The following is a 13,509-nucleotide window of genomic DNA, read 5'->3' as shown; positions in this document are numbered from 1 at the left end:
GCGGTGGCTTCAATCGCGGGGCAAGTCGCAACGGCGATGGAGGCGACGCGATGATGAAGCTTCACCCCGCCGGTACATCCTCGACCACCTTGAAGCGCAGTACGCCGATCACCTGGCCATCCTCGGTCAGCACCCGCACCTGCCACTTGCCCACGGGGTTGGGCGGGAAGTTCTGCTTGTGGGTCCAGGCCCGGTAGCCTTCCTTGCGCCCACCATGGATGTCCAGGGCGATGCGGTCGACCTCTTTACCGTCCTGCTGCCACACGTGATAGATCCGCTCGTTCAGCCCGCGTGGGGCGTTGATTGCGGTGTAGGCGTACAGCCCCGCGCTGCGAATGCGGCTGGCGGCGATCTCGTCCAGCGATTCGCCGGGCTGGCGGTCCTGCAGCTCGGTGGTCACCGCCACTTCGGTCATCCACAGGGTCGCCGGCGGCACCCATGAGCGCAGCAGCCAGCCGCCGCCGCCCACGGTCAGGGTCACCAGTACCAGCGCCACGGCGCGGCGCCAGTTGTTGATCGGGAAACTGCTGGCCAGGCTCGGGAATGACAGCGCCATGGCCGCGATCAGCGCCAGCTTGAAGCTCTGTGCGGTGGTCAGGTGCAGGATGATCGGCAGCGCCGTAAGCAACGCGGCGAACAGGGTCAGGGTGTGCAGCGCCATGAACAGCCAGCGCCGCGGCGCCAGCCATTTGTAGTACAGCGGATCGACGATGGAGATCAGCCCGGCTGCGCCGAGCAAGCCGGTGAACACCAGCTGGCCGCTGTTCCAGGTGGTGGTGATGAAGAAGAACGGCAGGACGAAGAACAGACTTTCCTGGTGGATCATCTGTGTGGCGTAACGCAAAAGTGGCTGCGGGATTTCGCGCTTGAACGTGCGTGCGAACAGTCCCGTCAGGGTGTTCTCGAGCATCAGCCAGACCCAGCTGATCAGCATCAGCACGGCGATCCAACTGGCGAGGCCGGCCTGGCGGTCGACCAGGATGAAACTGCCAATGCCGGACAGGAAGCCGCCAAGGGCGATGACCCCGGGGTAGCGTTTGAGCAGTTCGATGATGCGTTGGACGATGTGGGGTATGGGAGGCATGGGGATGGGCAGCGATAAGGGGTGACTGTTCTGGCCTCTTCGCGGGCAAGTCGCAACGGCGAACCGCCGCTCCCACAAGTAGCCGGTGATGCTGAAGCCTGCGGGATGCCTGTGGGAGCGGCGGTTCGCCGTTGCGACTTGCCCGCGAAGAGGCCGACACAGGATACCGCCGAATCAGCTGTCGCGTGTAGCGCCGCTGGGGCGATCCGCCGGCTGGCGCCTTTTGCGGATCAGCCCGATGGCGAGTATCAGCCCCAACCCCAGCGCCACCAACCCGTACAGCTCGTCATAGCCCAGCAGTGGCTTCTCGATGCGCAGGTAGCCAGGTTCCTTGAGCAACAACCGCAGCGCCTCGTTGGCCTCCTTCAGGCTGACCTTGCGCAGTTTGCCGATCGGGTCTGTGAAACGGCCGTCATCGTAGTCGTTCAGCGCGCCCCAGTAATAGTCGGCCAGTGCGCTGTTGCCCTGGGTGGTCCAGCTTTCGCGGGCAATCGCAGCCTCCTTGAGGCGGGCAAAGGTGTCTGCATCCAGGCCGTGCTTGCGCAGGTGCTCGAACAAGTCCTGCAGCACCTTAACCGCTTCGTCGATGTCTTGGCGCTCGAGATCGGCGTTGAAGCTGAGCATGCCACTGTCGCCAAAACTTTCACGCCGCACCGAGGGCCCGTAGGCCAGGCCGTGGCGCAATCGCAGTTGATCGTACGCAGCCCAGTCGAGGTAGCGCGAGAGCAGTTCGAGGGTCTGGTCGTGATTGCTGTCGAGTACCGGCTCGATGAACAGCCAGTGCAGCCTGGCAGTGTCGCCCAGCCAGCCACGGGTCAGGTCGCGGCGTTGCTCGGCCTGCTGGCTGATGCTGTCGAGGTTGCGCCGCTCGCCTGGCTCGGTGGCTGGCAGCTCGCCGTAGGTACGCTCCAGATAGGCCGGCAGCAGGCGGTCGAGGCCACCGACGACGATCAGGCTCATGTTGTTGGCGGCGTACCAATGCTCGCGCATGGCCTGCACCTGTTTGAGGGTCATGCCGTCGATATCCGAGCGCTCCGGGCATTTGAGCCCCAGCTCCACGGCAAGTTGGTCGCTGGCCGGGTGGCCGATGTCCTGGCGGTCCAGCCAGCGCTGCAGGTGGCCGTAATGGCCGCCGTCCTCGCGCTCGATGATTTTCTTGGCGGTGGCCAGGGCCTTGGCATCGATCTTCGTGTCCCGCACCGCCGCCAGCAGCAGGTCGAGCACCTTGCGCTGGTTGCGTGCCGGCGCCTCGATGACGAAGGTGGTATCGGCGGCGCTGGTGAAGGCGTTCCACTCCCCGCCCAGCGCCTGCAGGCGCTCTTCCAGGCCGCCTTCGCCGGTCTCGTCGATGCCGCTGAACAGCAGGTGTTCGAGCAGGTGCGGCAATTCGCGCTGGTTGCACTCGAAGTCGTCGAGGCCCACGCCGACCACCAGGCGGATCGACACATGGTCGCGTTCGTACCCCGACTTGAGAATCACCTGCAGGCCGTTGGGCAACAGATAGCCTTCGACCCGCGAGCGGTCGAGGGCGAACGAGGGCAGGCTGCAGAGGATCAGGCAAACGAAGGTCAGGCAACGCATGGGCGGGCTTCCGGGCCGGTCTCCAGGTGTGCGGGGGTCAGGACAGGCGGGCGTCGTCCGGCACGCTGTCGAGCAGAAGCCCGCCAGTGTCCGCGCCGCCCAGTACCACATAGGCACTGCTGCAGAACAAAGAGTTCAACCGCTTCATGTCGGCAATCAGCTCCAAGTGTAGCGAACTGGTCTCGATACTCTGCACCACCTTGCGTTGCAGGCGGCTGACATGGGCGTGGGCCAGGCGCCGTTCCTGGGCGCGGAAGCGGCGTTTCTCGCGCAGCAGCAGGCGTGCGCTCTCAGGATCGGCGCTGAGGAACACCGACAGGCCAAGGCGCAGGTTGGCCAGCAGTTGCTCCTGAAGGCCCGTCAGTTCTTCCAGGCCGACCTGGGAGAACTCCCGGCGTTGTGAGGTCTTCTGCTGCTGCACCTTGCGCAGCATGCGCTCGATCAGGTCGCTGGCCAGCTTGAGGTTGATCGACAGTTCGATGATCTCGGCCCAGCGCCGGTTGTCCTGCTCGCTCAGGTCCTCGCGTGACATCTGCGCCAGGTACAGCTTGATGGCGCTGTACAGGGCCTCGGCGTCCTCGCCCAGGGCGCGGGTCTGTTGTGGCAGCGCGGTCTGGCTGCCGCGCAGGGCGCCGAGCATGGCCTCGAGCAGGCTGTCGACGATGTCGCCCAGGCGCAGGGTCTCGCGGGCTGCGTTGGCCAACGCCAGGCTGGGGGTTTCCAGCGCCGAGGCGTCGAGGTGCCGAGGCTTGACCTGGCCGTTGGCGACTTCGCGTTCGGGTAGCAGGGTGGTGCACAGGCGCCCCATAGGTTTGACCGTGGGCAGCATGACCAGGCAACGCAGGGTGTTGTAGAGCAAATGGAAGCCGATCACCAGCTCTTGCGGGCTGAAACTCAGCGAGTCCATCCAGTCCACCAGCGGGTGCAGCACCGGAATGATCAGCAGCAGGCCGATCAGCTTGTACAGCAGGCTGCCCAGGGCCACGCGTCGCCCGGCAGCGTTCTGCATGCGGGCGCTGATGAAGGCCAGCATTCCACTGCCAATGTTGGCGCCGACCACCAGGCCGATGGCCACCGGCAGGCTGATCACCTCGGCACCGGCCAGGGTCGCGGTGAGCAGCACGGCAGCGAGGCTGGAGTAGGTGATCATGGCGAACAGGGCGCCGACCAGGGCGTCGAGCAGGATATCGCCGGTCAGCGAGGCGAACAGCACTTTCACACCCTGTGCATGGGTGATCGGCGCAGCAGCCTGCACGATCAGTTCAAGTGCCAGGATGATCAGGCCCAAGCCAATGGCCACCCGGCCCATCTGGCCGAGGCGCGTCTGCTTGCGCGACAGGAAGAAGATCACCCCGACGAACACCAGCAACGGCGACAGCCACGACAGGTCGAAGGTCAGCACCCGCGCCATCAGCGCAGTACCCACGTCGGCACCGAGCATGATCGCCAGGGCAGGGGTCATGGCCATCAGGCCTTGGCCGACGAAGGAAGTGACCAGCATGGCGGTGGCGTTGCTGCTCTGCACCACGGCGGTGACGACGATGCCGGCAATGAAGGCCAGCGCGCGACGGTCCATGTTCTGGCTGAGCACGCGGCGCAGGTTCGAGCCGTAAACCCGAAGAATGCCGGTGCGCACGATGTGCGTGCCCCAGACGAGCAGCGCCACGGCGGAAAGCAGGTTGAGCAGGGTGAGCATGTTCGAGGCCCCCTTTTACCGACGCCCCAGTGCGGGGCCAATAGGTGAAGCCGTGAGCCTGGCCCGGGGGTGGGCGTTGTATTCAGTGCTCACTGAAGCTTTAGTTGTTTTGCGCGGTTGTCGCCAGCTTGGCATGGCGTGCATTTATTTGAAACATTTCTGTCACAAGCATGTTGGGTGTTTCAATGCCAGTACAGACAAACGAAAAAGGCCCCGGAGGGCCTTTTCAGTGACGTCCGGTACTTACTGACCCGGAATGTCCTTGCGCAGTTTCACCGGATCATGCTCCTTGCCTTCCTTGCGGACCATTGCAGTACGCATGCGGATGTTGATCGCTTCCACCGCCAGCGAGAACGCCATGGCGAAGTACACATAGCCCTTCGGCACGTGCACGTCGAAGGACTCGGCGATCAGCACGGTGCCGACCACGATCAGGAACGACAGCGCGAGCATCTTCAGCGACGGGTGCTTGTCGATGAAATCGCTGATGGTGCCGGCGCAAAGCATCATCACCAGCACGGCGACGATGATCGCGGCGATCATCACCGGAACGTGCGAGACCATGCCCACCGCGGTGATCACCGAGTCCAGCGAGAACACGATGTCGATGATGGCGATCTGGATGATGGTGTAGAAGAACTTGCCGCCAGCGCCTTTGGGTTCGTCGCTGCTTTCCTCTTCACCCTCGAGGCCGTGGTAGATCTCCTGGGAGCTTTTCCACAGCAGGAACAGGCCGCCGAAGAACAGGATCAGGTCGCGCCCCGAAATGCCCTCGCCAAAGACCACGAACAGGTCGTCGGTCAGGCGCATTACCCAAGTGATCGAGAGCAGCAGCATGATCCGGGTGACCATCGCCAGCGCCAGGCCGAAGATCCGCGTGCGCGGCTGCATGTGCTTGGGCATGCGGCTGACCAGGATCGAGATCATGATGATGTTGTCGATCCCGAGCACGATCTCGAGTGCGGTCAGGGTGAAAAAGGCAACCCAGATTTCCGGGCTGGTCAGCCATTCCATGTGTATTCCTTCGAACGATGAAGGCGACGCGCCCGGGAGAGCGGGCGCGTCGCGGTGGGGTGGTGCTCTTGTCTTACAGACTACTGATCAGTGGGAAAACTCCCATGAGCAAGGCGGCGAGCATTATGCACAGGCACACCAGAACTGCCCACTTGAGGGTGAAGCGCTGGTGATCGCCGAATTCGATCCCCGCCAGGGCTACCAGCAGGTAGGTGGAGGGTACCAGCGGGCTAAGCAGGTGTACCGGTTGTCCGACGATCGACGCACGGGCCATTTCCACCGGGGTGATGCCGTAGTGGCTGGCGGCTTCGGCCAGTACCGGCAGCACGCCGTAGTAGAAGGCGTCATTGGACATGAAGAAGGTGAACGGCATGCTGACGATCGCGGTGATGGCCGCCAGGTACGGGCCGAGCGCATCCGGGATCACCGCCAGCAAGCTCTTGGACATGGCCTCGACCATGCCGGTGCCGGACAGAATGCCGGTGAAGATACCGGCGGCGAAGATCAGCCCGGTCACGGCCAGCACGCTACCGGCGTGGGCTGCGATGCGGTCCTTCTGCTGCTGCAGGCAGGGGTAGTTGACGATCATGGCGATACTGAAGGCGATCATGAACAGCACCGGCAGCGGCAGCACGCCGGAGATCAGCGCGACCATCAGGGCAGCGGTCAGGGCGCCGTTGAACCAGATCAGCTTGGGGCGGCGCGCTTCGGGGAACTGCGACACGCTGATTTCGCTGTGATCGATGTCGTCGGTCGGCAGGTGCAGCTCACCCAGGCGGGCACGCTCGCGCTTGCCGTACATGTAGGCGATGGCGAGGATCGCCAGCACACCGAAGGCCATGGCCGGGATCATCGGCACAAAGATGTCCGACGGGTCTACATGCAGCGCGCTGGCGGCGCGAGCGGTCGGACCACCCCAGGGGGTCATGTTCATCACGCCACCGGCGAGGATGATCAAACCGGCCATGATTCGCGGGCTCATGCCCAGGCGGCTGTACAGCGGCAGCATGGCGGCGCAGCAGATCATGTAGGTGGTGGCGCCGTCACCGTCGAGCGAGACCACCAAAGCCAGCACGGCAGTGCCGACCGAGACTTTCAGCGGGTCGCCCTTGACCAGCTTGAGGATCTTGCGCACGGCCGGGTCGAACAGGCCGGAGTCGATCATCAGGGCGAAGTAGAGGATGGCGAACATCAGCATCACGCCGGTGGGCGCAAGCTTGCTGATGCCTTCGAGCATCATGGGGCCGATCTTGGCGGAGAAGCCGCCGAACAGGGCGAAAATGATCGGTACCAGGATCAGGGCGATCAAGGCCGACAGGCGCTTGGTCATGATCAGGTACATGAAGGTGATGACCATGGCAAAGCCAAGGAAGGTCAGCATGGCGGTACTCCAGGCGTGGCGCGGCGAAAGGACGGACGATTCGGGCGGATCAGCGCGTCAGGCGCTGTGCATGGAATAGCGGGAGGGGTACTGCAGGAAGGCGGGCACAGGAAAACATCGGTATCACCATTGTTGTTGTTGATTGGGCCGGGTTCGTACGTAATGCCGACACCCTGGCTGGCCGGTCTGTCGCCGGTGGTGGCGCTATCCTAGGTGGGTAAGCTTTCAGCCAGCTTTCGCCTCGATGAAGGCGACAGGAGGTCGTTTCATGAATGACGTACAGGAAGGCGGGTGCCATTGCGGTGCCTTGCGCTACCGGCTGGAGGGTGATCTGACGGATGTCGCCCACTGCCACTGCTCGATCTGTCGACGGGCCAGCGGCGGGCTGGTGGTGACCTGGCTTACCCTGCCGCGCAAGGGTTTCCAGTGGATGGCGGGCGAGCCGAAGCGCTATGTGGCGCCGGCCAGTTGTACCCGGTTCTTCTGCGGCGACTGCGGCGCGCATGTGGCGCTGGAGACGACGCATAGCCCGCTGAGCATCGATGTGACGGTGGGGACGCTGGACCGGCCAGAACAGGTGAGGGCCAGTCGGCATATCTGGACGGGCAGCCGGCTACCCTGGCTGCACCTGGATGAGGAGCTGCCTGGCGAGGTGGAGGAGAGTCCGTAACGAAATGCGGGGGCCTGATCAAAGGCCCCCGCAGGTCTTCAGATGGTCAGCGTCCAGTCGTAGTCGACGATCAGCGGCGCGTGCTGCGAGAAGCGTGGCTGGCGCGGCAGGCGAGCACTGCGCACGAAGCGGCGCAGACCTTGGGTGAGGATCTGATAGTCGAAGCGATAGCCCAGGTTGAGCATCTCGGCCTGTTCGTTGTCCGGCCACCAGCTGTACTGGTCGCCTTCGCGGCTGACTTCGCGCAGGGCGTCGACATAGCCCATCTCGCCGATGATCGCGTCCATCCAGGCGCGTTCGGGCGGCAGGAAGCCCGGCGACTGCTGGCTGTCGCGCCAGTTCTTGATGTCGAGCTTCTGCTGCGCCACGTAGAACGAGCCGCAATAGATGTATTCGCGACGCTTGCGACGCTGCTTGTCCAGGTACTTGGCGAAGTCGTCCATCAACTTGAATTTCTGGTTCAAGTCTTCGTCGCCGTTCATTCCCGAAGGCAGCAGCAGGCTGGCGATGCTTACCTTGTCGAAATCTGCTTGCAGGTAGCGCCCGTAACGGTCGGCCGTCTCGAAGCCCAGGCCGGTGATGACTGCCTTGGGCTGCATCCGCGAGTAGAGCGCCACGCCACCTTGGGCAGGCACCTCCGCTTCGCAGGCATAAAGGAAATAGCCATCGAGCTGGAAAGCTGGGTCGTCGAGTTCAAAGGCCGAGGCGCGGGTATCCTGAAGGCAGATGACGTCGGCATTCTGGGCTTGCAGCCAGCTGAGCAGTCCACGCTCGGCCGCAGCCTGAATGCCATTCACGTTCACACTGATGATCCGCATAAATGGCCCCAAAAATCTCGTGCGTGTATGATACCCGAGCTCAACTCATTTAGCTAAATCCGTGGTGTCCGGGACTTTTCATGCAGCCGTATCAGCGCGACTTCATTCGTTTTGCCATCGATCGCGGCGTTCTGCGCTTCGGTGAATTCACCCTGAAATCGGGGCGTACCAGCCCGTACTTCTTCAACGCCGGGCTGTTCAACAGCGGATCGGCCCTGGCCCAGCTGGGGCGCTGCTATGCAGCCGCGATCGTCGACAGCAAGATCCCCTTCGACGTGCTGTTCGGCCCCGCGTACAAGGGCATCCCGCTGGCAGCGGCCACGGCGGTGTCCCTGGCCGAGCAGCATCAGCTCGACGTGCCATGGTGCTTCAACCGCAAGGAAGCCAAGGACCACGGCGAGGGCGGCAGCCTGGTCGGCTCCCCGCTGGCCGGTGACGTGCTGATCATCGACGACGTGATCACTGCCGGTACCGCCATCCGTGAAGTCATGCAGATCATCAAGGGCCAGCAGGCCAACGCCGCAGGCGTGCTGATCGCATTGAACCGCGAAGAGCGCGGCAATGGCGAGCTCTCGGCGATCCAGGAAGTGGAACGTGATTTCGGCATTCCGGTGGTCAGTATCGTTTCGCTGACCCAGGTGCTCGAGTTCCTGGCTGACGACCCTCAGCTCAAGCAGCACCTGCCGGCGGTCGAGGCCTATCGGGCGCAGTACGGGATCTGATCTCGGACCGGTAATGAAAAAGGCGACCCATGAGGGTCGCCTTTTTCATTGAATCGGCGGTGGGTTGTTCGCGGGCAAGCCCGCTCCCACAGGGATTGGGCTGGCTTCTAGATTTTGAGCAAGACAGTTGCTCTCAAAGAGGTTCACCGCCGTTGTGGGAGCGGGCTTGCCCGCGAAGCAGTCGCCGCTTAGTCCGTGCCGTACTTCGGCGAACGCGGCCCATACAGGATCCCGCCGTTCGGGTTCGGCGACAGCAGGCGCGCGCTGGTGATACCCGCGATCGGATAACCGGCGTCTTCCTGCACGCTGCTGATGACCTGGTTCACTGCCGCAGTGATCAGCATGCCGATCAGGCCGCCCTGGTTCTGCCGGCCTTCTTCGCTGGAGGCGGATGCAGTACCGGTCCACAGCGTGGTGCCGGACTTCAGGTCGACCAGCTTGGCACTGGCGGTCACGATGGTTGCGCTGCTCAGCACCATGTAGCGGGTGCCGTAGTCGCTGACGGTCACGTACAGCGCCGCATCGGCGCCGAAGATCTCGTGCAGCTTGGCCATCGGCAGCTCATGGATGTCAGCCGGGGTAGTCATGCCGTTCTGGCGGAAGGTCTCGGCGACCAGCGCCACCGGCATCACGTAGTAACCGGCTTCGGCCAGGGGGTAGGTGACCTGCGCGAGCATGCTGTAGCTGGCCTTGACGTCCGGTGAGTTGTTCAGCGGCGGCACGATCAGGATCGACTTCGGACGGCTCTGCTTGAAGGCCGCGTAGTCGGTGGTCTTGCGCTCGGCACAGCCGGCGAACAGGGCCAGCACGCAGGCGCCGACGATCAGTTGGGTAAGGCGCTTGATCACTGCTTCGCTCCTTGCGTGGCGTTCTTCATCAGGAAGTCCATGTACGCCGCCGACTCAGGGAACAGCGCCTTCTCGGTGCGGAACTGCTGGATCATCTGGTCGTCCTTGCCCAGGCTCGAGTAGAGCAGGCCCAGTTGCGCGTGATACCCAGGAGGGACGGCGCCGTTCTTGGCCTTGATCTTCTCCAGGTCGCGTTCCAGGGCGATGACCTGTTCTTCCTTGGACTGGTCGTTGAAGTATTCGCGCACTTGCGGCTGGTAGCTTTCCCACTGGTACAGCGGCTTCTGCGAGTTGCAACCGACCAGCAGGGCGCTGGCCAGCATGAGCCCGGCGCCAGTGCGCCAGGCCGAGCGGGTGATGCTCATCTACGTGCTTCCTTGTCGTTGTCGTCTTGCTGCAGGGTCTTACTGCGCTTGCGGCTTCCACTGGCCGCTTTCGACAGCGCCGACCAGCTTGTTCACCGCTTCGCGCATGGCCAGGTCGAGAACCTTGCCGTTGAGGGTGGAGTCGTAGCTGGCGGTACCGCCGAAGCCGATGACTTCACGGTTGGACAGGGCGTATTCGCCGGCGCCCTGGCTCGAATAGACCACTTCGGAGGTGCTGATGTTGACGATGTTCAGCGCGACCTTGGCGTAGGCGATCTGGGTCTTGCCGCGACCGAGGATGCCGAACAGCTGGTGGTCACCGACTTCCTTGCGGCCGAATTCGGTAACGTCGCCCGTCACCACGAAATCGGCGCCCTTCAGGCGCTGGACCTGGCCTTTGATTGCGGCTTCCTGCTGGATCTCACCCATGTTGTCGCGGTCCAGCACGTTGAAACGGCCGGTCTGCTGCAGGTGGGTGATCAGGATGGTCTTGGCCTGGCCGCCGAGGCGGTCGACGCCGTCGGAGAAGATGCCGCGCATGTAGCTCGAACGGTTGTCGAACTTGCCTACGGCGATCGGTGCACGCACGCCGCTGTACGGGCGGCTGACGCTTTCGACCTGTTGTACGGCCACAGCGGTGGAAGTTTCGGTAGCGCAGCCGGCGATGGACCCGAGCGCGACGGCAGCTGCCAGCACGAGTCCTTGTGATGCGTATTTCACGCGAGTTCTCCAGGTAAATAGCAACTATTTGCAACGGGCGTGCATTCTGCCACGTTGTGTCGGCAGCCTAGAGAGAAAGTTGAGGGCGGGACAGTGAAAAATAATGGCATTGCGCCATGTTCCATTGTTCTGGTTCGGCCAAGCCTGCGCGATCCTTGGAAGAGCAAGCTTGTCGGGGCGCAGAATATCAGCGGACACCCACATGGCCGGTGCCATTACCGCGGTGTACTTTTCGCGGGCAAGCCCGCTCCTACGGGTCTTGCAGGAGCGGGCCCGCGATCAACGCATCAGTGACGCTTGCGATTGGTGATCAGGGTGCCCACGCCGCTGTCGGTGAAGATCTCCAGCAGCACCGCGTTCGGTACGCGGCCATCGATGATGTGCGAACTGTTCACGCCACCCTGCACGGCTTCCAGTGCGCACTTGATCTTCGGCAGCATGCCACCGTAGATGGTGCCGTCGGCGATCAGCTCGTTGACCTGCTCGGTGGTCAGGCCGGTGAGAACCTGGCCCTGCTTGTCCATCAGGCCGGCAATGTTGGTCAGCAGCATCAGCTTCTCGGCTTTCAAGGCTTCGGCGACCTTGCCGGCGACCAGGTCAGCGTTGATGTTGTACGACTCGCCGTTGGCACCCACGCCGATCGGCGCGATTACCGGGATGAAGTCGCCCTTGACCAGCATGTTCAGCAGCTCGGTGTTCACGCCCACGACTTCGCCGACATGGCCGATGTCGATGATTTCCGGGGTGGTCATCTCTGGGGTCTGGCGGCTGACGGTGAGCTTCTTGGCGCGGATCAGCTCCGCATCCTTGCCGGTCAGGCCGATGGCGCTGCCGCCGTGGCGGTTGATCAGGTTGACGATATCCTTGTTGACCTGGCCGCCCAGGACCATCTCTACCACGTCCATGGTCGCCGAATCGGTGACGCGCATGCCGTCGATGAAGTGGCTCTCGATCGACAGGCGCTTGAGCAGGTCGCCGATCTGCGGGCCGCCGCCGTGTACGACGACCGGGTTGATGCCCACCGCCTTCATCAGCACGATGTCACGGGCAAAGCCGGTCTTGAGCTCTTCGCTCTCCATCGCGTTGCCGCCGTACTTGATCACCAGGGTCTTGCCGACAAAGCGGCGGATGTAGGGCAGCGCTTCGGACAAAACCTCGGCTACATGGGAAGCGGCATCGCGATCGAGGGTCATGCAGGGCTCCAGTGAGGAACAGATAGTCGGTCAGAACGGCAGTTGCAGGCCGGGATCGACCCGCAGCAACTGCGTGCGGAATACAGCCTTGATACGGTCGAGTTCTGCCTCGCTGTCGGCCTCGAAGCGCAGTACCAGCACCGGTGTGGTGTTGGAGGCGCGGACCAGGCCCCAGCCGTGTGGGTAGTCGACCCGTACACCGTCGATGGTGGTCAGGTTGGCTTCGCCCCAGTCGGCGTCGCGTTGCAGTGCATCAATGATGCTGAATTTACTCTCGTCGGTCACATCGATGTTGATTTCCGGTGTGGAAATATCGTTCGGGAACGCGGCGAACAGGCTTTCGGCATCCTGGTCGGCCTTGCTGAGGATTTCCAGCAGGCGTGCGGCACTGTAGATACCGTCGTCGAAACCGTACCAGCGTTCCTTGATGAAGATGTGTCCGCTCATCTCGCCGGCCAGCAGCGAGCCGGTCAGTTTCATCTTCTTCTTGATCAACGAATGACCGGTCTTCCACATCAGGGCGCGGCCGCCGTGCTCTTTGATCAGTGGAGTCAGGCGACGGGTGCATTTGACGTCGAAGATGATCTCGGCGCCGGGGTTGCGCGACAGTACGTCCTGGGCGAAGAGCATCAGCAGGCGGTCGGGGTAGACGATGCTGCCGGTGTTGGTGACCACGCCCACACGGTCACCGTCGCCGTCGAAGGCCAGGCCGATGTCGGCGCCGGTTTCCCTGACCTTGGCGATCAGGTCTTCGAGGTTCTCGGGCTTGCCCGGGTCCGGGTGGTGGTTGGGGAAGTTGCCGTCGACCTCGCAGAACAGCGGGATCACTTCGCAGCCGAGGGCCTCGATCAGTTGCGGGGCGATCACCCCGGCGGCGCCGTTGCCGCAGTCGACCACGACCTTGAGCTTTTTCGACAGCTTCACGTCGCCGGTGATCTGCTGGTAGTAGCGCTCGAGGATCTCGACCTTCTCCACGTGGCCTTCGCCGCGCGGTACGTCGTTGGTCTTGAGGCGGGTCAGCAGGGCCTGGATCTGCTCGTTGGCGAGGGTGTCGCCGGCGATGACGATCTTGAAGCCGTTGTAGTCCGACGGGTTGTGGCTGCCGGTGAGCATCACGCCTGACGTACCGGCCAGCACATTGGCGGCGTAGTACAGCGCGGGGGTGGGCACCAGGCCGACATCGCTGACCTGGCAACCGGCATCGGCCAGGCCCTTGATCAGTTGCTCGACCAGCATCGGGCCGGACAGGCGGCCGTCGCGGCCCACGGAGATCTTCGGCTCGCCCTGAGCGAGGGTCTGGGCGCCGATGGCGCGGCCGATCCAGTAGGCGGTTTCGGCGTGCAGCGTCTTGCCGACGATGCCGCGGATGTCATAGGCACGGAAGATGCTGTCTGGCAATGCGGGTACCAGCTGGGCC

12 protein-coding genes and 1 pseudogene are annotated in these 13,509 nt (G+C 63.3%); 2 read left to right on the top strand and 11 right to left on the bottom strand.

Annotation, left to right across the window (positions count from 1 at the left end; genetic code table 11):
- Positions 1–61: 61 nt before the first annotated feature.
- The 5 genes from F6X62_RS05330 to F6X62_RS05310 form a co-directional block, all read right to left on the bottom strand.
- Complete coding sequence (locus tag F6X62_RS05330; protein ID WP_065864710.1) at positions 62–1,084, bottom strand: DUF5924 family protein; 1,023 nt, start codon at positions 1,082–1,084, stop codon at positions 62–64.
- 174 nt (positions 1,085–1,258) lie between these two features.
- The gene (locus F6X62_RS05325; protein ID WP_065864711.1) at positions 1,259–2,665 is read right to left on the bottom strand and encodes a pitrilysin family protein; all 1,407 of its coding nucleotides are present in this window, start codon (positions 2,663–2,665) and stop codon (positions 1,259–1,261) included.
- Positions 2,666–2,702: 37 nt separating this feature from the next.
- Positions 2,703–4,361, bottom strand: coding sequence for a Na/Pi cotransporter family protein (locus tag F6X62_RS05320; protein WP_054893333.1), 1,659 nt, complete (start codon positions 4,359–4,361; stop codon positions 2,703–2,705).
- Between the two features lie 243 nt (positions 4,362–4,604).
- Positions 4,605–5,375 (bottom strand): TerC family protein, encoded by a 771-nt coding sequence (locus F6X62_RS05315; RefSeq protein WP_153772898.1) that lies wholly within the window; start codon positions 5,373–5,375, stop codon positions 4,605–4,607.
- A gap of 73 nt (positions 5,376–5,448) precedes the next feature.
- Positions 5,449–6,756 carry a CitMHS family transporter gene (locus F6X62_RS05310; RefSeq protein WP_054893331.1) on the bottom strand — a complete coding sequence of 436 codons (1,308 nt, stop codon included), beginning with the start codon at positions 6,754–6,756 and terminating at the stop codon, positions 5,449–5,451.
- 268 nt (positions 6,757–7,024) lie between these two features.
- Here F6X62_RS05310 and F6X62_RS05305 point away from each other — a divergent pair, with 268 nt between their 5' ends.
- The gene (locus F6X62_RS05305) at positions 7,025–7,426 is read left to right on the top strand and encodes a GFA family protein (RefSeq protein WP_153772897.1); all 402 of its coding nucleotides are present in this window, start codon (positions 7,025–7,027) and stop codon (positions 7,424–7,426) included.
- A gap of 38 nt (positions 7,427–7,464) precedes the next feature.
- Here F6X62_RS05305 and F6X62_RS05300 read toward each other — a convergent pair whose 3' ends face one another.
- The gene (locus F6X62_RS05300; protein WP_054893329.1) at positions 7,465–8,244 is read right to left on the bottom strand and encodes an exodeoxyribonuclease III; all 780 of its coding nucleotides are present in this window, start codon (positions 8,242–8,244) and stop codon (positions 7,465–7,467) included.
- Positions 8,245–8,324: 80 nt separating this feature from the next.
- Here F6X62_RS05300 and pyrE point away from each other — a divergent pair, with 80 nt between their 5' ends.
- Positions 8,325–8,966 carry an orotate phosphoribosyltransferase gene (gene pyrE / locus F6X62_RS05295; RefSeq protein ID WP_153772896.1) on the top strand — a complete coding sequence of 214 codons (642 nt, stop codon included), beginning with the start codon at positions 8,325–8,327 and terminating at the stop codon, positions 8,964–8,966.
- A 188-nt stretch (positions 8,967–9,154) separates the two neighbouring features.
- Here the strand turns inward: pyrE and F6X62_RS05290 are convergent, their stop codons facing one another.
- From F6X62_RS05290 to F6X62_RS05270, 5 genes and pseudogenes are all read right to left on the bottom strand, one after another.
- Positions 9,155–9,793 carry a DUF799 domain-containing protein gene (locus F6X62_RS05290; protein ID WP_232233654.1) on the bottom strand — a complete coding sequence of 213 codons (639 nt, stop codon included), beginning with the start codon at positions 9,791–9,793 and terminating at the stop codon, positions 9,155–9,157.
- Positions 9,794–9,810: 17 nt separating this feature from the next.
- A complete protein-coding gene (locus F6X62_RS05285) occupies positions 9,811–10,179 on the bottom strand; it encodes a DUF4810 domain-containing protein (protein WP_153772895.1) in 369 nt (122 codons plus the stop codon).
- A 39-nt stretch (positions 10,180–10,218) separates the two neighbouring features.
- Complete coding sequence (locus F6X62_RS05280; protein WP_054926178.1) at positions 10,219–10,899, bottom strand: CsgG/HfaB family protein; 681 nt, start codon at positions 10,897–10,899, stop codon at positions 10,219–10,221.
- A gap of 287 nt (positions 10,900–11,186) precedes the next feature.
- Positions 11,187–12,092 carry an acetylglutamate kinase gene (argB, locus tag F6X62_RS05275; RefSeq protein ID WP_063542032.1) on the bottom strand — a complete coding sequence of 302 codons (906 nt, stop codon included), beginning with the start codon at positions 12,090–12,092 and terminating at the stop codon, positions 11,187–11,189.
- 30 nt (positions 12,093–12,122) lie between these two features.
- Positions 12,123–13,496 (bottom strand): annotated as a pseudogene (locus F6X62_RS05270) (phosphomannomutase/phosphoglucomutase); the annotation flags it as partial.
- Between the last annotated feature and the right edge of the window lie 13 nt (positions 13,497–13,509).

The sequence above is a fragment of the Pseudomonas sp. MNR3A genome (assembly GCF_009650575.1).
Classification (GTDB): domain Bacteria; phylum Pseudomonadota; class Gammaproteobacteria; order Pseudomonadales; family Pseudomonadaceae; genus Aquipseudomonas; species Aquipseudomonas machongensis.
This window is presented reverse-complemented; position numbering and strand designations above follow the sequence as displayed.

Bases quoted from the DNA above. Each gene is read 5' to 3' on its own strand.
- F6X62_RS05330 (WP_065864710.1), bottom strand. From the start codon at position 1,084: ATGCCTCCCATACCCCACATCGTCCAACGCATCATCGAACTGCTCAAA.
- F6X62_RS05325 (WP_065864711.1), bottom strand. From the start codon at position 2,665: ATGCGTTGCCTGACCTTCGTTTGCCTGATCCTCTGCAGCCTGCCCTCG.
- F6X62_RS05320 (WP_054893333.1), bottom strand. From the start codon at position 4,361: ATGCTCACCCTGCTCAACCTGCTTTCCGCCGTGGCGCTGCTCGTCTGG.
- F6X62_RS05315 (WP_153772898.1), bottom strand. From the start codon at position 5,375: ATGGAATGGCTGACCAGCCCGGAAATCTGGGTTGCCTTTTTCACCCTG.
- F6X62_RS05310 (WP_054893331.1), bottom strand. From the start codon at position 6,756: ATGCTGACCTTCCTTGGCTTTGCCATGGTCATCACCTTCATGTACCTG.
- F6X62_RS05305 (WP_153772897.1), top strand. From the start codon at position 7,025: ATGAATGACGTACAGGAAGGCGGGTGCCATTGCGGTGCCTTGCGCTAC.
- F6X62_RS05300 (WP_054893329.1), bottom strand. From the start codon at position 8,244: ATGCGGATCATCAGTGTGAACGTGAATGGCATTCAGGCTGCGGCCGAG.
- pyrE (WP_153772896.1), top strand. From the start codon at position 8,325: ATGCAGCCGTATCAGCGCGACTTCATTCGTTTTGCCATCGATCGCGGC.
- F6X62_RS05285 (WP_153772895.1), bottom strand. From the start codon at position 10,179: ATGAGCATCACCCGCTCGGCCTGGCGCACTGGCGCCGGGCTCATGCTG.
- argB (WP_063542032.1), bottom strand. From the start codon at position 12,092: ATGACCCTCGATCGCGATGCCGCTTCCCATGTAGCCGAGGTTTTGTCC.